Source organism: Microbacterium sp. NPDC006705, from assembly GCF_044903545.1.
In the GTDB taxonomy this organism is placed as follows: Bacteria; Actinomycetota; Actinomycetes; order Actinomycetales; family Microbacteriaceae; genus Microbacterium; species Microbacterium plantarum.
This window is the reverse complement of sequence record NZ_JBJDQQ010000009.1, coordinates 1-16,352: the sequence shown is the minus strand read 5'-3', so window position 1 is coordinate 16,352 and position 16,352 is coordinate 1. Positions and strand designations below refer to the sequence as shown.

Below are 16,352 nucleotides of genomic sequence, written 5' to 3'. Positions count from 1 at the left end.
CCGCGCGGTCCTTCACCTCGGGATCGAACTTCTTCGGCATGAACAACATCCTCTCGAACTCGAAAGGAAGCGGCATCACACCCGGGACGCTTCAGGCTGCTCGTGCGAAGGAGCTGCAAGAGAAGTGGGCGAGGAAGGGGAGATACAGAGCGGCGGTTATCACGTTGTTGGCCTCCGTGATAACGGCGGGGGGTGCTCTGCTGGCGGCGGCTGGCGCGACCGCCGACGAGCCTGCATGGGTAAAGGAGTCTGCTGTCCTTGCGGTCTTGGCGGCAACCAGCTTGCGGGTGCTGGCGAGTCTTCGCCCTACGGGATGGAAGCGGTTTCCGTGGTCCGCATGGGCGACGATCCTTTACGGGTCTCTGTGGCTACTGGTGATGGGCCTTGCGGCGGAGATGTGGTCTGCTCCGGGCTACATCCTCAGTACTCTCACTCCGTTGTTTCTGCTCGTCGCGGTGGTAGTGCAGGACAAGGCAACCATGAGGGGCCAGGCAGACGCTCCCGAGACCTTTCGAGAGATGATGGTGGATGCCATTCCGCAGAAGTGGCGGGACTAGGGCGCGGTCAGCAGGGCGCCTGCGTGCGCGGGCACCAGCCCGTGGGCGGCGGCGTACTGGAAGCGCAGCATCTGGGCCAGGTGGGCCTGGGCTTGCATGAACGCGAGGACCTGAGCGGCGTCGGGCCGGTAGGCGGTGCCGTCGGCGGTCTGGGCGCACACCATCTCGGGGCGGTCGTGGGCGACCCAGCGGGCCACCTCGGAATCTGTGCTCGGCAGGGACGTGGTCATCCGCCCTTGCCAGGACACCTGGATCATCAGGGACACCTCCACCCTTACGTTGATCTGACGTCAACATACTAGGTGGGCTGGCAAGTGGAGGGCAACAAGCTCTGGACGCGCGAAAGCGCCCCGCGAGGTTCCTGCGACTGTCAGATCAACGGGAAAGCGGGGCGCTTCTGGGGTCCAGTCTAGGCGACCAGCGCCGCCGGCGGGAAGGCGTCCGGGGTGTCGATGAACCGCCGCAGCACCTGGCAGCAGTGCCACCAATGACAGGCTGCGGTGCTCGCATGCGCGCGCTCGCTGTCTGTCACCACCTCGCTGGCCTCGGCCAGGGCGGCCTCCAGGTGCTCGACCTCGATGCTCATGGCTCCTCCGATCCGCGGGTGTCCTTCACCGTGGATAAGGCCGTCGCGCGGCCGTGATGTCCCTTCTGGGCGCCAGGCAGAGCGAAGCCCTCCCGGCGCGGAGGGGGGATGGCCAGGAGGGCTTCTAAGTCGCAGGCCCTACGGGATGGGCTCACGTTCGACCTGTGCAAACCGTAGCAGGGGCAGTGGTGACGGGGAGGGAAGGTTGTGGATAAGGGTTGCGGGTGTATGGCATGACGCGTATGGTTTGACGTGTATCGCTAGACCTACGTGAGGTGATTCTGTCGCCTCCAGATTGAGAGAGCACCCCCATGACCACCTTCTACTACTCCGTCAACGAGATGGCTCGGCAAGCCGGCTTCACCTCGCCCTCCACCTGGACCCGCATCAAGAACGACCTGCGCGCCCCCGACGCCGTCATGGTCAGCAAGATCCAGGGCGCCGGCTGGACCCTGGACAGCTGGGAGGACGCCGCCAACAACGAGCTGCACACCCGTCGCGAGCCCCTGATGAAGGCCATCACCCGCCTGCGCCTCGAGGAGGAGGCCCTGCGTCAGGAGTACGGCGTGACCGACCAGGACGAGCCGGCCGACCAGAAGGCGGAGGGCTGAGCCATGAACGCTATCGAGCTGAAGTGCCGCCGAGAGGCCCTCGGTCTGTCCCGCGACGCCCTCGCCGACACCCTGGGTGTCGCGGAGAAGAGCATCACCCGCTGGGAGTTCGGCAAGAACCCGCCGCGGGACTGGTCCTGGATCGACTCGGCCATGACCCGCCTGGAGGACTACCGCGAGCGCCTCGTGGAGGAGCTGATCGCCGAGACCTTGCGCGTGCATGAGCAGGCCGGTGCCGCGCTGATGTTGACCTACGCTTCCCGCGGTTCCTTCTACAGGTGGTTGCCGGAGATGGAGGAGCCGGACATGGGTGATGGCATCGAGGTGATTCCCGTGGAGCTGCACCGGGCGGCCACCGCCGAGGCCGCGCGCCGGCTGCGGGTGAGCCATGGGCTGCACGCCGTGATCGAGGCTGTGCCCACTCCGCAGGAGCGTGAGGGGGCGAGCTCGTGAGCGTGCGTCGATGGGTCTCGAGCGTCGTCGCCGTGGTGGCCGCTCTGGGTGTGGCTGGCGCCGTCGGGGGTGGACATGTGCAGGGGGTCCAGGTGCCAGAGGTGAAGCTTCCCAAGGTGGCGCTGCCCAGCGGAGTGGAGCTGCCCTCACTCGGCGACACGTCCCCGACGCCGGCGGCCGGCCCGGTCGGGGGCCAGCTCGAGCAGCTGGCCCTGACCTCCGCGGCACCGGCCAGCGCCTACACGCGAGACGCGTTCGGCCAGCGCTGGGCGGACGTGGACCGCAACGGCTGTGACACCCGCAACGACGTGCTGCGGCGCGACCTGACACAGGTGCAGATCAAGCCCGGCACGCGGGGGTGCAAGGTGCTCTCCGGCCAGCTCGTGGACCCCTACAGCGGCGCGACGATCCCCTTCTCCTCCCAGGACGCCCAGGCCGTGCAGATCGACCACACGGTCTCCCTTGCCGATGCCTGGGCCTCCGGGGCGTGGGCGTGGGACGAGTCCCAGCGCACGGCGTTCGCCAACGACCCGGCGAATCTGCTGGCCGTGGATGGGCCGGCGAACACCTCGAAGTCGGATGCGACCGCGGCGGACTGGCTGCCGGACACCGTTGCGGGCCGATGTGAGCTCGTGGAGCACCAGGTGGTGGTGAAGGCCAAGTGGGGGCTGAGCGTCACCGAGCGCGAGCGCGCGGCGATGCGCAGGGTGTTGGCCTCCTGCCCGGCTGGGTGAGCGAGGCCGTAACGTGTCCGGGGGGTGGGTGACCATGCCCCTGAACGGGTGGACGATGCTGGCGCAGGTGGAGGTGTGAGCGATGACGACTACCACGGGTACCGACCTGGCCCCGAGGCTGCGCGCGTTCAAGCACCGCCTGGACCCCAACCCCGCCCAGGCCACCCTGCTGGCCCAGTACGCCGGCGCCGCGCGCGTGGCCTACAACATGCTCATCGCCCACAACCGGGCCGCCCTGGCCGCCGGTGCCGCCCGTCGCACCGAGCTGGCAGAGAGCGGGCTGGCCGGCCCCGAGCTGGCCGCGCGCATGAAGGCCGAGCGCGCCGCCGATCCCACCCTCCGCGTGGCCAGCTACCAGTCGTACTCCACGGCCCACCTGACCCCGCTGATCCGCCGCCACCGTGAGGCCGCCGCCGCGATCGCCGCCGGCGCCGACCCGGCCGAAGCATGGACCGACGAGCGATACGCCGAGCCCTGGATGCACACCGTGCCCCGCCGCGTCCTGGTCTCCGGCCTCCAGAACGCCGCGAAGGCCACCGAGAACTGGATGGCCTCCGCCTCCGGCACGCGCGCCGGTGCGCGCGTCGGCCTGCCGCGGTTCAAGAAGAAGGGCCGGTCCCGGGACAGCTTCACCATCCCCGCCCCCGAGGTCATCGGCGCCGCGGGCACCCCCTACAAGCGCGGCGAGCCCCGCCGCGGGGTGATCACCGACCACCGGCACCTGCGCCTGGCCTCCCTGGGGACCATCCGCACCTACGACAAGACCAGCCGCCTGGTCCGCGCCTGCCGCCGCGGCGCCCAGATCCGGTCCATGACCATCTCCCAGGCTGGCGGACGGTGGTACGCCTCGATCCTCGTTGCCGACCCCACCCCCATCCGGACCGGGCCCAGCCGTCGCCAGCGCGCCAACGGCGCCGTCGGCGTGGACCTGGGCGTCAAGCACCTGGCCGCCCTCTCCACCGGCGAGGTCATCGACAACGGCCGCCCCGGTGCCCGCCAGGCTGCCCGCCTGACCCGCCTCCAGCGCGCCTACGCCCGCACCCAGCCCGGCTCGAACCGCCGCGAGCGCGTGCGCCGGCAGATCGCGGCACTCCATCACGGGATCGCCCTACGTCGGGCGGGGCTGCTGCATCAGGTGTCCACGAGACTGGCGACGGACTTCGCGGTGGTCGCCCTGGAGGACCTGAACGTGGCGGGGATGACCCGTTCGGCCCGCGGGACGCTCGAGGCGCCGGGTAGGAACGTGGCCGCCAAGTCCGGGTTGAACCGGGCGATCCTGGATGCCGGGCTGGGGATGCTGCGCCGGCAGCTGGACTACAAGACCTCCTGGGCAGGGTCCCAGGTGAAGATGATCGACCGATTCGCGCCCTCCTCGAAGGCGTGCTCGCGCTGCGGGACAGTCAAATCCACGCTGTCCCTGGCCGAGCGGACCTTCGAGTGCGAGGCCTGCCACCTGGTGATCGACCGCGACGTGAACGCCGCGATCAACATCCGGGCGTGGGCTGTGCAGGAGGAGCGTGGAGCAGGGGTCGAGCTCGCCCGAGGCCGTCGGGAGAGTCGAAACGGACGTGGAGCTGCTGTCTCGGGCCCGCCATCTGGCGGGGCCGCGGGGCAGGGGCGTGGAAGCGTCAAGCCCGCACCCCAGGGTGTGGGCATGTCCAGCCGGGCAACTGGCTGGTCATCCCAACCCCCCTCAACCGAAGGGGAAAGCGCAGAGCGCGGAGCATCCGCCCTGGCCAGGTAGTGAAGCCCCGCGCACGCAGGGATGAGCCCTTTTTTCGCGGGATTCTGCGGCTCCCGCGTACGGAAGCCCCGCGCACGCAGGGATGAGCCCGGGGCATGAACGAGCACATCCACGACCAGCAGGGAAGCCCCGCGCACGCAGGGATGAGCCCAGGGTCAGCACACTGGCCACGGCCTCGTCGTCGGAAGCCCCGCGCACGCAGGGATGAGCCCGACGCTGCTGCTGTGGACGAGCTGCTTGCCGAGGAAGCCCCGCGCACGCAGGGATGAGCCCGCGACCCAATCGGCGCGGTCAGTGAAGTACATGGAAGCCCCGCGCACGCAGGGATGAGCCAGACTCCCAGGGGCATTCACGGCTCCTGGGTTGAGCTGTCGTAGGGATCTGGGCTGGTCCCCGGTCCTTCCTAGACGCCAGCCAGTGCTCGTGACAGCTGTGGGTGTCGTGGAGGTGCTGCGGGGACGTGTCGCGGTGTCCGCGGGATGCTCAGCTGGTGGGCTCGGGGACGGTGGCCTCGCACTGGACCATGGGCATGCCCTTGGGGTCGCCCGTCTGGGCGTCCAGGGGGGCGGTGGTGCCGGCGGCGATGATCTCGCAGTGCAGGTCGCCGGCGGCGGGCAGCTGCGGGACGTTGGCGATCACCTGGATCTTTTCACCGGGCTTGGCCTGGGTGAGCAGGGTCAGGGGGGTGGTGCCGGCGGGCTCGGCGGGGATGGTCTCTTTGGTGTGGGTGTCCGCGCCGGTGCCGCCCACGAAGAGGTTCACGCCGCCGCGGGCTGCCGTGGTGGTGGTGCCGTCGCGGGGGATCCACTGGATGCGGATCTGCACGTCCACGGGCTTGGCGGGGGCCGAGCTGGAGGGACGTGTCGTGGGGGTGGCCGAGCTGGCGGCCGCAGTGGGTGCCGTGGTGCTGCTCGCGGCTGCCGTGGGGGCCGCGCTCGCGCTCGTCGACGGGGCAGGAGCAGGTGTGGCGGTGCACCCCTGGAGGGCGAGGCCGGCCAGGGCCAGGGGGAGCAGGATCAGGGGGCGGGTGCGCATCAGGGGGGTCTCCTTCGGTGCGGGGCGGATCAGGCGTCCAGGATGGTGATGGTGGCCCCGGGCTCCAAGCGCTCGAGGTCGGCCGCGGTGAGGACCGCGAGGTTGTGCTCCAGGCTCGCCTCGCGGACGTCGCCGGTGTCGGGGAGGCGGCAGGCGCGGTGCAGAGACTGCTCCAGCGCGGTGATCGCGGACGGGTCGGCGTGGCGGACGTGGCGGATCAGGCCGCCGACGGTGCCCTCGAAGGACTCCTCGGAGCCGTGGGGGGTGATCAGGATGCGGGAGCGGGCGCTCAGGGGCATGGGGTCTCCTGGGGGCGTGGAGGTCGTGATGGTCATCCTGCCCGCCCTCCCGCCGGTGTGGCGGGAGGGCGGGGGAGGATCAGCGGATCACCAGGACGGGGCCGGTGATGATCTCGCGGGCGTCGAAGCCGGCGTCGTGGATCATCTCGGTGGCCGTGGAGTTGAACGGGCGGGAGGAACTGTGGCGGGCGTCGGCCCAGAGCGACCAGTCGCCGTCCATGCCGTCGTAGTCGCCGGGGTTGTAGACCTCAGCGGTGGCGCCCAGCAGGCGGTCGACGTCGGCGGGGATGGTGTGGAGCTCGACGTCGGCGGTGGTGCCGTCGGGGTGGATCATCGTGGCCTTGGTCATCGGAGTCCCTTTCGTCGGGGGTGCGGGGGTCCGGGTGACCCCTGCTGATGTGTATAACCATACACGCGCAAGGGGGACGGCGCAACAGGGGCGTGGGATTCGTGGGTGGCCCCGGCGCGGCCGGGGCGGGTGGGCCGCGGGGCCCGCCCGCCCGTGGGGCTCAGTCGTCGAGGCCGAGCCGCTCGCGCAGAGCCTTGGTGGGGGGCAGGTAGGTCTCCCCGTCGTCGGCCAGGTCGCCGGTGATCAGCACCGGGCCGACGATGACGTCGTCCGGGGCGAGGATGGTCAGCTCGTGGACGATCCGGTGACCCTTGGAGTTGACCGGCAGGCCGGCGATCTTGCCCTCCTCGTTGAGCCAGATGGTGTGGTCGCCATCGTCGGAGGACAGGGCCTCCACGTAGCCGCCGACGTGCTGCTGGAAGTCCTCCAGGCCGTTGACCTGCTCCTCGGTGACGTCGCCGGTGGGGGTGATCAGGATTGCGTTGGCCATGATGGCTGTCCCTTCTATGGGGTGCGGGGATCCGGGTGATCCCTGCTGATGTGTCTAACCATACACATACGCGGGCGGATGTGCAACACCCTGCGTCGCATCAGCCGCCGGCTGTGCCACGGATGCAGCCGGCCCCGCATCTCCGCGACACGTCCCCGGCGTGCCGCGAGCGCGGGGTCAGGGTGGGCCCCGCGCTCGCGGGCGGGTAGGGGTCAGCGGGCGGGGTTCAGGATGGACTCGGGCAGGTGGAAGGGGGGCTGGTGGGTGCTGACGGCCTCGGCGGGGTCCTGGCGCATCATGCCGTGGGCCCAGCCGCTGAGGTCCCATCCGAGGTAGCCGGGGCGGCCGCCGGCGAGCAGGCGTAGGGGGCCGAGGCTGCGGTGGCGGTGGGCGGTGCGGGTCAGCTCGGCGAGGACTCCGGCGGGGACGTGGGTGTCCAGGCATCGGCAGGTGATCAGCACGTCCGGGTCGATCAGCGCGGGGTCCACCACGGGCGGGCGGACGGTGGCGGCGATGTTGGGCAGGCGCAGGGTCGAGTCGGCCAGGTGGAGGTAGACCAGCTCGTCGTCGGCCTCCACGGCCACCGGGTGCAGGGTGCGCTCGGGCAGGGCGCGCAGGGTCTTGATGAGGTGGTGGGCCTGGTCGGCGCGCAGCATGGCCCCGGACTCGAGGGGGCCGGTGCTGACGTCGAGGGCGCGGGCGCCGGCGCGGGAGGTGTGGGTGCCATCGGAGCCGGTCAGCTCCAGGCACTGCTGGCGGGCGCGCAGGATCACCGCGGGCGTCGGGGTGCCGGGGGTGTGGGTGGCGGGCAGGCGGGTGGGCCAGGCGGCCAGGTCCAGGGCTCGGTACAGGTGGTCGGCGGTGGTGATGATGCCCATGGGGCTCCTCCTTGGAAGGGGTGCTGGGGGCCTCATGCCCCCTGCGACGTGTCCAACCATACACATGCAACGGCGACTGCACAACATCATCCGCGAGCGCGGATCGGCGCGCCCCTGGTGGTGACGCGGAGCGGGCGGGGACGTGTCGCGGTCCCCGGCAGCCGGCGGCAGCTCCATGGAGCCGGCAGCTCGTCTCCGCGACACGTCCCCCCGTCCCCGCCGGCGCGAGGCCGGCGGGGACGGGTGCCGGTCAGCCGCGCGGGCTCACGTGGGCGGCGTGCGTGCGGCCCAGCGCCCAGTCGCCCAGGTGCCAGGCCAGCAGATCGTCGCGCTCGCGGACGGCCCAGGCGTCGAGGCTGTCCTCGGGGCCCATGGCCGGCCCGCCCGTGAGCAGGTCCAGGCACAGGCCGGCGTGGAGCCCCCACAGGGGGCCGGGGACGGCGCCGTCCGGGGTGCTCGGGGGCACCGGGCCGGCCATGTCGCGCGGACGAACGGCGAGCGTGTCCACCGGGGAGAGCGTGTCGGCCTTGTTGCTGGCGGAGGCGAAGATCACCCAGAGGTCGCGCACCAGGTAGATGCCGACGGCGTCGGCGCGCAGCTCCACGGTCTCGTAGGTGTCGTCGAGTTCGGCCAGGCGGGCCAGCAGGGTCTGGGTGCCGTGGAGCGAGAGCACTGCGAGCGAGGCCTCGTCGCCGGTGTCCGTGCGCGGGGCCGGGTCTGCGTAGGCGCGGGAGAAGCCCTCCCCTGCCGCGGAGTAGATCCGCAGGGAGCCGTCTGGCTGGAGGACCAGGCCCACGCCGCCGGCGTCGGGGTCCGTGTCTGTGGCGGCCGCGCGGGCGGCCTGGGAGCCGGCGTAGAGCGCGCGGGCGAGGGTGGCGGGGCGGTAGAGCAGCTGGGACATCGGGGGCCTCCTTGGCCTCGGGGTGCGGGGGGCCTCGTGCCCCCTGCGATGTGTCTAACCATACACACCCTGGGGGGGTGGGTGCAACACTGGAGCGCAGCGAATCTCCGCGACACGTCCCCCCAGGATCTCGGCCCGCGAGCGCGGGCCGGCTCAGAGGCCCAGGACCTCCAGCAGGGCGGTAGCGTCGGCGCGCGGGTCGCGCGCGGTCGTGGTGGTCTCCTCGTGGACGTCGTCGCCGCCGACCAGGGTCTGGTGCAGCTCGAAGCCGGCAGCGGTGGCGGTGACCGTGGCCCGACGGTGGAGCATGCAGAAGGCCCGGTGGATGGCCCACTCGGGCAGGCGCAGGGCCAGCGCGCGCAAGTGCTCGGCGGCCCGGATCATGTCCGCGCCCGGGGTCGCCGGGTCCAGATCCGCCGGCAGGCCGAAGGTGATCTCCCGCAGGCCCGGGTGCAGCTCGAGGATCTCCAGGTAGGCGTCATCGGCGGCGTCGCGGGCCTCGTCCGGGCCGGCGCCCTCAGCCTTCTCGTCCTCCAGCCGGGCGGGCCGCCAGGTGGCGGCCCGCCCGGGGTGGGTCAGGCGATGTAGACGTCGCCCTCGATGTAGCGCAGGCGCTCGCGGCCGTCGGGGCTGGTGAGGGTGTAGGCGTAGTGGGCTTCGTACTCGCTCACGGTCCATCCGGCATCGGCCAGCGCGCCGGAGAGGGTGTGGTCGGCGTTGGCGCCGGAGTAGAACGCGTCGCCGACAGAGCCGGGACCGTGGGGGTCGTACTGGTGCAGGACGTCGATGACGCCCTGGGCGGTGGTGGGCTCGTGCAGGCGCAGCATGGCCTCGGTGATGCGGATCTGGTCCCAGTAGTCATCCATGGCGGTCTCCTTGGTCGGGGTGCCGGGGGCCTCGTGCCCCCTGCGACGTGTTCAACCATACACGTATACCGGCGGCAGCACAACAGTATCCGCGAGCGTGGATCGGTGCGCCCGTGATGGTGTCGTAGAGCGAGCGGGGACGGGTGCGGGTGTGGTTAGCGGGAACGGGTGGGGGGCAGTTCGAGCACTTCGAGCAGGTCGCGGCTGGCTAGGTGGTGCAGTCGGGTGATGCGCGGAGGGAAGGGCCATGGGCGAGGGTGGATGTGCCCAAGGGCGTACAGGGGCTCCGGGGGCGTGGCTGGCTCGTGTGTGGTCGTCTCCCGTGTGGTGGAGGCGTTGGGGTGGGCGCGTTGCTTGGGTGGGAGGGGTTCGAGAATGGCGATCACGTGGCACTCCAGTGGAGCGGTGAGCAGGCCGCTGTGGACGCGAACACGGGTGCCCTTGGGTAGGGGGGAGGTGGTGGCGGTCATGGTGCCCTTCTTGGGTGGGGTGATGGGGTGTGGCTTCTATTAGACGCTCGCGGGCCGGTGTGTCTAGGGGGCTTCTCAGTCCTTGGTGATGCGCTCGAATGTCACCGGAACGATCATGACCTCCTCCACGCCGCGCTGCTCGCACAGCGTGCGGGAGGCAGGGGTGGTCTGGCACAACGTGGGGTCCTGGGAGGCGGGGGTGATGGCCCCAATGGTCAGGGTTGTTGTGCTCTCCTGCCGGCCGGAGAAGAAGTCACCCGCCGGGACATGGCGACTGAGGATGAGCCGTCCCTGGCTGGGGTCGTCCACGGGTCGCTCCTGCGTGACCCCGTAGCCTGCCTTGTTGGCGAGCGGGACCAGCTGATCTTCGGGCTGGGCATCCGCGGTCAGGTAGCGACGCTGGACCTCGTGGGCCCCGACGACCTCCTCGACTTTGATCCACGACTGAGGGATGGCGCGCGTGCCGGCTACGGCACTGTTCACCTCCTCGCCAGTGTCTCGGGGGTCGCTGGAGCAACCGGACAGGATGAGGCAGCCGGACAGGCAGAGGGCGGCCGTGACGTGAGAGCGGGTGAACGTGAACATGGAGTCCTCCTGGGTTGGGGTGCTGGAGGCGTCGTGCCCCCTGCGATGTGTATAACCATACACATCAAGTCATGCGGATGCAATACCATCCGTGAGCGGCGTGCGTGTGGGGTCAGGGGGAATGGGTAGCGGCGTCGTTGGCCGCGTGGAGAGCCTGCGCGCGCCCCACCTCCTGGGCCGCGCGGGCCGCGCGGGCCGCGCGGGCGGCCGCGGCCTCCTGAGCCGCGCGCCGCTCCAGCAGAGCGCGGGCGACGTCCTCGGCGGTGCCTTGCTGGCCGGCGTGCCACAGCACGCGCAGGGCCGGGACGCCGTCGACGTCGGGCAGGCTCGCCAGAGCGGAGTCGATCCGCTCGGGGGAGAAGGGGTCCTCCGGGCGCTCGCGGCCATGGGCGACGGCGAGCTGGAGCGTCTGGCGGTAGTGATGCTCCCGCTCCAGGGTCTGGCCCCAGAGCACGGGCGGGGCCTCCACGGCGAGCCCGGACTCCTCCAGCCTCACGCGGGCCCGTCCCGCCCGCGCCCGGTCCTGCGCTCGCAGGATGGAAGGGGCCAGCAACAGACCAGCTGCGGCCGTGAGCACCGCCCCAAAGACCCGGCTGATCGCCAGGCCGGCGGAGTCAGGGTGAGGTGTGGCGGACGCGGCGGTGAGGGGCGGGACCAGCACCACCCAGGCCAACGCCGCCACGAGCGGCACCACCAGGGCCAGAAGGTCGTGCAAGAGCGGTCTGGTCGGCGGGGCGGCCGCATGGACAGCGTCCAGCAGATCCTGGCCCTCGGGGGTCGCGGGGATGAGCCAAGTTCCGGCGGCGGTGTGGTGGGCGGTGATGGGGGTGGGCATGAGGACTCCATCTCGGTAGGGGCGCCGGGGTCAGCGCCCGGGGGCATCTACCGGGGATAAGGCCGCGATCGGCCCCGCATGTCCCCCCCGCACGGCAGAGCAGCCGGCGGGGACGGGACGCGGTCAGGGCCGGGACGTGTCGCGGTCCACGGCGGCCGCCGGCAGCAGCTCGATGCAGCCGGCAGCTCATCTCCGCGACACGTCCCCGCCCCGCCCTGGCCCGACCGCGAGCGCGGGGCGCACGGCCGGGCCGGGGGTGCGGTGGGGATCAGGGCAGGAAGAGGGCGGAGGCCTCGTGCCGGGCGGCGAGCCCGGCGTGCTCGTCGGCCAGGTCGCGCGGGCGGGTGCGGTGGCGCGGGGGCGTGTAGAGCCGCCCGTGGGCCCAATCGCCGATGCTCCAGTCCGTCAGGGTCGGCTGACCGGGGACGGCGTAGAGGCGGGGGCTGGAGGCCAGGCGGGCGCTTGCGCCCAGCAGGGACGCGAGGGTGCCCGCGTGCGTGGGGACCGGAGAGGGGATCAGCTGGTCCGCCTGCGGCAGGGGGAACGGGCCCTCGGGGGCGCTGGCCCTCTCGGGGTTGGCGGGGCGGTAGACGCGATGGCGGTAGGCGTGGCCGGGGCGGTCCGGGTCGTGCACCTTCAGGAACAGGCAGCCGGCGCGCGTGTCCAGGTGTGCCGGGTAGGTCCCGGGCAGGCTGTCCAGCTCGTAGCTGAGGTTCAGGGCGTCCGGGAAGGACAGGGCCACCGGAGCCATGCCCTGTCCGTGGGTGACCGGCTCGCAGGGGGCGTAGGTGCGCGCCCACTCCCGGGGCCGGCAGACGGTGATGCGGTAGCCGGCCTCGGTCAGCTCGAACCAGATGCGCCCGTGCGTGCGGGCGTGGTCGCTGGCCCAACCCAGCGGAGCCAGGGCCGCGTGGAGGGCCTGGCGCAGGGATCGGATCGTGGTGGTGGGGTTCTTGACGATGCTCACGGGAGCCTCCTTGGAAGGGGTGCCGGGGGCCGCATGCCCCCCGCGACGTGTCCAACCATACACATGCAATGGCACGCGCACCACACCATCCGCGAGCGCGGGCCGGCGCGCCCGTGGTGGTGTCGAGGGAAGGGCGGGGACGTGCCGCGATCCTCGGCTGCCGGCAGCAGCTCGATGCAGCCGGCCGCTCATCTCCACGACACGTCCCCCGGCGGCCGCGAGCGCGGGGGTCTCTCGCGCTCGCGGCCGCCGGGGGCTGGCGAGGTGGTCAGCGGCTCAGGCGCAGGCGGTCCACGTCGTGGCAGGCCTCCACGGCGGCGCGGTCGTCGGCGGCCCTCTGGGCCAGGGCGGCGTGCTTGGGGTGGGCGGTGTTCGCGCGGGCCAGGGCCTCGGAGTCGGTGGCGATGCGCTCCAGCAGGTCCCGCCGCTGGCAGCTCAGCCGGATGGCCTCCTCCAGGGCCGGGACCAGGTCGGGGTGCGGCTCGTCGCGGCGGGCCAGGCGCTTGTAGCGGGCGCGCGCGGCGGCGGCGGGGGCCGCGAGGGCGTGGGCCTGGCGGCGCTGGTCCTCCAGAGTGGCCACGGCCTGGCGGCGCCGGGCGCGGTCGTCGCAGTCCTCGCCCCACGGGTCGGGCTGGCACATCACGTCGCCGCACTCCGGGCAGGGCTCGAAGGCGGAGGGCAGGGAGTCGAGGTCGAGAAGGTGGTGCTCAGGCATCGGAGGTGCCTCCTTGGCCGTCGGGGTGCCGGGGGCCTCATGCCCCCCGCTACGTGTCTAACCATACACACGCAATGGCAAAAGTACAACACCACCCGCGAGCGCAGGTCCACGCGCCCGTGGTCGTGACGCGGGCCGGGCGGGGACGTGTCGCGGTCCCCGGGAGCCGGCAGCAGCTCGATGCAGCCGGCAGCTCATCTCCACGACACGTCCCCGGGATGCCGCGAGCGCGGGAGCCCCCGCGCTCGCGGCCTGCCGGTCAGGCGGCGGGCAGGGCGGCCAGGCTGTCGCGGTCGGCCAGGGTGGCGGCCTCGCGGGCGGCCGGCGTGTAGCCGTCCAGGGGGGCGACGTAGGCGCGTCCGTGTGCCCAGGTGCCGATGCTCCAGCCGATCAGGTCCAGTGCGCCGGGCACGCCGTGGATCCGCTGGCTCAGGTAGCGGGTGCCGTGGAGGCGGCCGCCGCCGCTCAGCACGTCCATCAGCAGCCCGGGCAGGCCCAGGGTCGCGGGCAGGGCGGGCAGCTCGACGCCGGGGCCGGGGGCCTGGGGGATGGCGGGAGTGGGCACGCCGGGGGCGGCGAGGTTGGCGAACGTCCAGCGCTCGCGGCCGCCGACGACGTCGACGTGGACGCGGTCGGCGGTGGCGGTGACGTTGACCGGGGTCTCGGGCAGGGGGAGCGCGTCCAGGTGGCGCATCAGCTGGGAGACGTCAAGGACGCACAGCACCACCGGCGGCAGGCCCGCGAGCGCGGCGGGGGCCGGGCGGTCGGAGTCGGCGTAGGCGCAGGCGTAGGCGTCCTCGTGGGTGCTGATCACGCGCAGGGCGTTCTCCGGGAGCACCTCCAGGTGGACGGGGCCGCGGTTGGGGGAGACGCGGGCGGCGAGGGAGCCGGCGCGCAGGGCTGCGCGCAGGGAGCCGGCGGAATAGATGTGCTTGGACATGGGGGCCTCCTTGGCCGTCGGGGTGCCGGGGGCCTCATGCCCCCTGCGACGTGTTCAACCATACACATACACCGGCGCGTGCACAACATCATCCGCGAGCGCGGGCCGGCGCGCCCGTGGTGGTGTCGAGGGAAGGGCGGGGACGTGTCGCGGTCCCCGGGAGCCGGCAGCAGCTCGATGCAGCCGGCAGCTCATCTCCACGACACGTCCCCGGGATGCCGCGAGCGCGGGAGCCCCCGCGCTCGCGGCCAGGGGTGACAACGGGGGCGGCGCGTGCGCGCCGCCCCCGTCGTGCTCAGCCGCCGTACACCTCGGCGGCGGGCATGCAGTAGGGGCCGCCGTCTCCGTGCCACTGGTCGGAGAGGGTGTAGACGGTGCGCCCGCGCATGCCGTTGTGGGCCACCGAGTAGGTCCCACGGCTGGGGTCGATCGCGGTCACGGTCCCGTCGGCGTAGCTGATGCAGTGGCCCAGCTGGATGCGGTCGACGATGACCACCTCCTGGCCGATGTGCACGTTCTGGGAGGTGCAGATGGTGGTCTGGTCGGTGTCCATGTCGGGCCTCCTGGCCGCTCGGGGTGCCGGGGGCCTCATGCCCCCCGCTACGTGTATAACCATACACGCGCGCGCCTGAGCGGTCAACAGCGATTTGGGCAGCGCCCGCCCACGCGTGGGCCGGGCTACGCTGGCGGGCGTGCACCGTCGGGGCACCGTCTCCACGGACGCCGGGGGGCCAGCGTTACGCGCTGGCCCCCGGTCACGCTCAGCGGCCCTCAGCGGCCCTCGTGTGCTTGCCCCAGGCCCACGCCGGGTCGGTGGCCACGACGGCCACGGGCGTGGCCCGCGTCATCCGGCGCACGGCGCGCACGTGCGGGTGGTGCGGGGCGCATCGCTCGGCGAGGTTCAGGCGGTCATCGGCCACCGCTCCTGCGCCTCGGATCCAGGCCACGTAGGCCAGCACCGCCAGCGCCCCGGCGCAGGCGTGGCCCGGGCCGAGGGCCACGGCGGCGTTGAGCACCGTCTCGGCCTCCACGCTCGCCTTCCAGCGCAGACCGTGCGGGAACTCGCCCCGGGCGAAGTCCACCGCCTCCAGCCGGTTCGGGGCCGTGCAGGCCACCAGCGCCGCGATCAGGTACTCCGGGTCACGGTGGTTCAGGGTGGCCAGCACGACGGCGGCGGCCCCGGCGTCGTTCTGATCCTTCAGCAGGCGGTTGATGCCCTCGATCAGCACCGGAGCGTCCGCGTGCATGTCCGTCAGCGTGGCCGCGTGAGCCGCCACGGCCTCCGTCAGGGCGTCCGACTCGCTCGGGGTGGCGGTGGGGTACTCGGCCCGCGCACCGTCGAGCAGGGCCAGGTGCAGGCCCAGCGTGGAGGTGCCCGGAGCGTAGGCCACGGCCTCGCCCGTGCCCAGGTTGGTGCACATGCGCCCGTCCACGTGGATCAGCCCCTCCACGCTCAGACCGTGGCCAGTCAGGATGGACTCCAGCTCGAGCCACCGCAGGGCGCGGTCCTCCGGGCCATAGCCGATCAGGAAGACGCGCGTGCAGTTGGCGCGGCGCATGCTGGCGGCGATCACTCCGGCCATGGTGGCGGGGGCGGCGACATCGTCAAGGCGCATCACCGGCCCCAGCCGCGAGCCCTTCAGGCCGATGGCCACCACGGAATCCGCGGGGGTGGACGGCAGGGCGGCGGCGGCGTAGTCGGTCAGATCGAGCGGGGTGCGGGCGGTCAGAGCATCCATCGTGTCCTCCTAGAGGGGTGCGGGGGGCCTGGTGCCCCCTGCTGAGTCAAACCATACACAATAAAAGCCGGGAATACAATGTTGAGTATGGCGGCCATATGGCGAACGTATGGCATGGCCCTGCCCCGCCGCGAGGCGGGGCAGGGAGCCGGAATCAGCGAAGATCGGAGGCCGGAGCGCGCCAGGCCGAGCGCGCGGCACGTGTTGTGCCGAGCACCAGGCGCGCGGTGACACGCGCGGCGGTGGTGAGCATCAGGGCGAGCACCAGCGCACACCACAGGGCGAAGGCGATCAGGGCCGGCGTGGACAGCGCGGGCACGTACACCGGCGCCAGCCCCCCGAACGCGGCGACGAAGATCAGGACGGAGCCGACGCACAAGGCGTGCCGGGCGATGAGCGCGCAGCGGTCGAGTCGGGCCGTCAGAGTGGCACGGGTGCTGGGGCGACGGGTGCGAGCACGTTTCACGGTGTCCTCCTTGAGGGGTGCAGGGGGCCGGGTGCCCCCCGCTGAGTCAAACCATACACGCGTTGTGGTGTGGGCGCAATCGGTTGTGTGGTGTTGTTTGTGGTGTGGGTGTGGTGGTGTGCTGGCGGTGTT

General features: G+C 72.2%; 24 protein-coding genes and 1 CRISPR repeat array. Of the genes, 6 read left to right on the top strand and 18 right to left on the bottom strand.

What is annotated here, in order from left to right; translation table 11 throughout:
* The coding region (locus ACI2K6_RS16900; protein WP_396748049.1) for a hypothetical protein at positions 1–557 on the top strand (557 nt) is incomplete at its 5' end.
* Here the strand turns inward: ACI2K6_RS16900 and ACI2K6_RS16895 are convergent.
* Both ACI2K6_RS16895 and ACI2K6_RS16890 read right to left on the bottom strand, forming a co-directional pair.
* Entirely contained in the window at positions 554–787 is a 234-nt protein-coding gene (locus ACI2K6_RS16895) for a hypothetical protein (RefSeq protein ID WP_344761159.1), read from the bottom strand. The genes ACI2K6_RS16900 and ACI2K6_RS16895 overlap by 4 nt on opposite strands.
* Before the next feature lie 179 nt (positions 788–966).
* The gene (locus ACI2K6_RS16890) at positions 967–1,143 is read right to left on the bottom strand and encodes a hypothetical protein (protein WP_160312128.1); all 177 of its coding nucleotides are present in this window, start codon (positions 1,141–1,143) and stop codon (positions 967–969) included.
* 311 nt (positions 1,144–1,454) lie between these two features.
* On the opposite strand from ACI2K6_RS16890, the gene ACI2K6_RS16885 reads away from it, so the two are divergent.
* The 4 genes from ACI2K6_RS16885 to ACI2K6_RS16870 all read left to right on the top strand — a co-directional run bounded on the left by ACI2K6_RS16885 (position 1,455) and on the right by ACI2K6_RS16870 (position 4,685).
* Complete coding sequence (locus ACI2K6_RS16885) at positions 1,455–1,754, top strand: hypothetical protein (RefSeq protein ID WP_031943823.1); 300 nt, start codon at positions 1,455–1,457, stop codon at positions 1,752–1,754.
* Between the two features lie 3 nt (positions 1,755–1,757).
* On the top strand, positions 1,758–2,207 hold the full coding sequence (locus ACI2K6_RS16880) for a helix-turn-helix domain-containing protein (protein WP_396748046.1): 450 nt from the start codon (positions 1,758–1,760) through the stop codon (positions 2,205–2,207).
* Positions 2,204–2,941: an HNH endonuclease family protein gene (locus ACI2K6_RS16875; RefSeq protein ID WP_404568999.1), complete on the top strand. Its 738-nt coding sequence runs from the start codon at positions 2,204–2,206 to the stop codon at positions 2,939–2,941. Before ACI2K6_RS16880 ends, ACI2K6_RS16875 begins: the two co-directional genes overlap by 4 nt.
* A gap of 82 nt (positions 2,942–3,023) precedes the next feature.
* The gene (locus tag ACI2K6_RS16870; RefSeq protein ID WP_396748043.1) at positions 3,024–4,685 is read left to right on the top strand and encodes an RNA-guided endonuclease InsQ/TnpB family protein; all 1,662 of its coding nucleotides are present in this window, start codon (positions 3,024–3,026) and stop codon (positions 4,683–4,685) included.
* Positions 4,686–5,019: direct repeats of the CRISPR family, unit length 29 nt; unit sequence GGAAGCCCCGCGCACGCAGGGATGAGCCC.
* Between the two features lie 149 nt (positions 5,020–5,168).
* Here the strand turns inward: ACI2K6_RS16870 and ACI2K6_RS16865 are convergent.
* The 7 genes from ACI2K6_RS16865 to ACI2K6_RS16835 form a co-directional block, all read right to left on the bottom strand.
* Complete coding sequence (locus ACI2K6_RS16865; protein ID WP_396748040.1) at positions 5,169–5,720, bottom strand: hypothetical protein; 552 nt, start codon at positions 5,718–5,720, stop codon at positions 5,169–5,171.
* Between the two features lie 29 nt (positions 5,721–5,749).
* Positions 5,750–6,019 carry a hypothetical protein gene (locus tag ACI2K6_RS16860; protein ID WP_087113811.1) on the bottom strand — a complete coding sequence of 90 codons (270 nt, stop codon included), beginning with the start codon at positions 6,017–6,019 and terminating at the stop codon, positions 5,750–5,752.
* A 79-nt stretch (positions 6,020–6,098) separates the two neighbouring features.
* Positions 6,099–6,368: a hypothetical protein gene (locus tag ACI2K6_RS16855; RefSeq protein ID WP_031943817.1), complete on the bottom strand. Its 270-nt coding sequence runs from the start codon at positions 6,366–6,368 to the stop codon at positions 6,099–6,101.
* A gap of 160 nt (positions 6,369–6,528) precedes the next feature.
* On the bottom strand, positions 6,529–6,858 hold the full coding sequence (locus ACI2K6_RS16850; protein WP_031943816.1) for a DUF3846 domain-containing protein: 330 nt from the start codon (positions 6,856–6,858) through the stop codon (positions 6,529–6,531).
* Positions 6,859–7,070: 212 nt separating this feature from the next.
* A complete protein-coding gene (locus ACI2K6_RS16845; protein ID WP_396748037.1) occupies positions 7,071–7,736 on the bottom strand; it encodes a hypothetical protein in 666 nt (221 codons plus the stop codon).
* Between the two features lie 250 nt (positions 7,737–7,986).
* Positions 7,987–8,637 carry a hypothetical protein gene (locus ACI2K6_RS16840; protein ID WP_396748034.1) on the bottom strand — a complete coding sequence of 217 codons (651 nt, stop codon included), beginning with the start codon at positions 8,635–8,637 and terminating at the stop codon, positions 7,987–7,989.
* Positions 8,638–8,790: 153 nt separating this feature from the next.
* Entirely contained in the window at positions 8,791–8,946 is a 156-nt protein-coding gene (locus ACI2K6_RS16835) for a hypothetical protein (RefSeq protein WP_404568998.1), read from the bottom strand.
* A 12-nt stretch (positions 8,947–8,958) separates the two neighbouring features.
* Between ACI2K6_RS16835 and ACI2K6_RS16830 the strand changes: the two genes are divergently transcribed.
* The gene (locus ACI2K6_RS16830; protein WP_404568997.1) at positions 8,959–9,225 is read left to right on the top strand and encodes a hypothetical protein; all 267 of its coding nucleotides are present in this window, start codon (positions 8,959–8,961) and stop codon (positions 9,223–9,225) included.
* Here ACI2K6_RS16830 and ACI2K6_RS16825 read toward each other — a convergent pair.
* The 9 genes from ACI2K6_RS16825 to ACI2K6_RS16785 all read right to left on the bottom strand — a co-directional run bounded on the left by ACI2K6_RS16825 (position 9,213) and on the right by ACI2K6_RS16785 (position 16,220).
* On the bottom strand, positions 9,213–9,503 hold the full coding sequence (locus ACI2K6_RS16825; protein ID WP_087113805.1) for a hypothetical protein: 291 nt from the start codon (positions 9,501–9,503) through the stop codon (positions 9,213–9,215). The genes ACI2K6_RS16830 and ACI2K6_RS16825 overlap by 13 nt on opposite strands.
* Before the next feature lie 545 nt (positions 9,504–10,048).
* A complete protein-coding gene (locus ACI2K6_RS16820) occupies positions 10,049–10,558 on the bottom strand; it encodes a hypothetical protein (protein ID WP_134377201.1) in 510 nt (169 codons plus the stop codon).
* 112 nt (positions 10,559–10,670) lie between these two features.
* Positions 10,671–11,393 (bottom strand): hypothetical protein, encoded by a 723-nt coding sequence (locus ACI2K6_RS16815; RefSeq protein ID WP_396748030.1) that lies wholly within the window; start codon positions 11,391–11,393, stop codon positions 10,671–10,673.
* 268 nt (positions 11,394–11,661) lie between these two features.
* Complete coding sequence (locus ACI2K6_RS16810; protein ID WP_134377203.1) at positions 11,662–12,360, bottom strand: hypothetical protein; 699 nt, start codon at positions 12,358–12,360, stop codon at positions 11,662–11,664.
* 268 nt (positions 12,361–12,628) lie between these two features.
* Positions 12,629–13,075, bottom strand: a complete 447-nt coding sequence (locus ACI2K6_RS16805; protein WP_134377204.1) for a hypothetical protein — start codon at positions 13,073–13,075, stop codon at positions 12,629–12,631.
* A gap of 259 nt (positions 13,076–13,334) precedes the next feature.
* Positions 13,335–14,015 (bottom strand): hypothetical protein, encoded by a 681-nt coding sequence (locus ACI2K6_RS16800; RefSeq protein ID WP_134377205.1) that lies wholly within the window; start codon positions 14,013–14,015, stop codon positions 13,335–13,337.
* A 295-nt stretch (positions 14,016–14,310) separates the two neighbouring features.
* Positions 14,311–14,568, bottom strand: a complete 258-nt coding sequence (locus ACI2K6_RS16795; RefSeq protein WP_123244501.1) for a hypothetical protein — start codon at positions 14,566–14,568, stop codon at positions 14,311–14,313.
* Positions 14,569–14,776: 208 nt separating this feature from the next.
* Positions 14,777–15,754, bottom strand: coding sequence for a DUF4192 family protein (locus ACI2K6_RS16790; RefSeq protein ID WP_396748027.1), 978 nt, complete (start codon positions 15,752–15,754; stop codon positions 14,777–14,779).
* 154 nt (positions 15,755–15,908) lie between these two features.
* On the bottom strand, positions 15,909–16,220 hold the full coding sequence (locus ACI2K6_RS16785; RefSeq protein ID WP_396748024.1) for a hypothetical protein: 312 nt from the start codon (positions 16,218–16,220) through the stop codon (positions 15,909–15,911).
* Between the last annotated feature and the right edge of the window lie 132 nt (positions 16,221–16,352).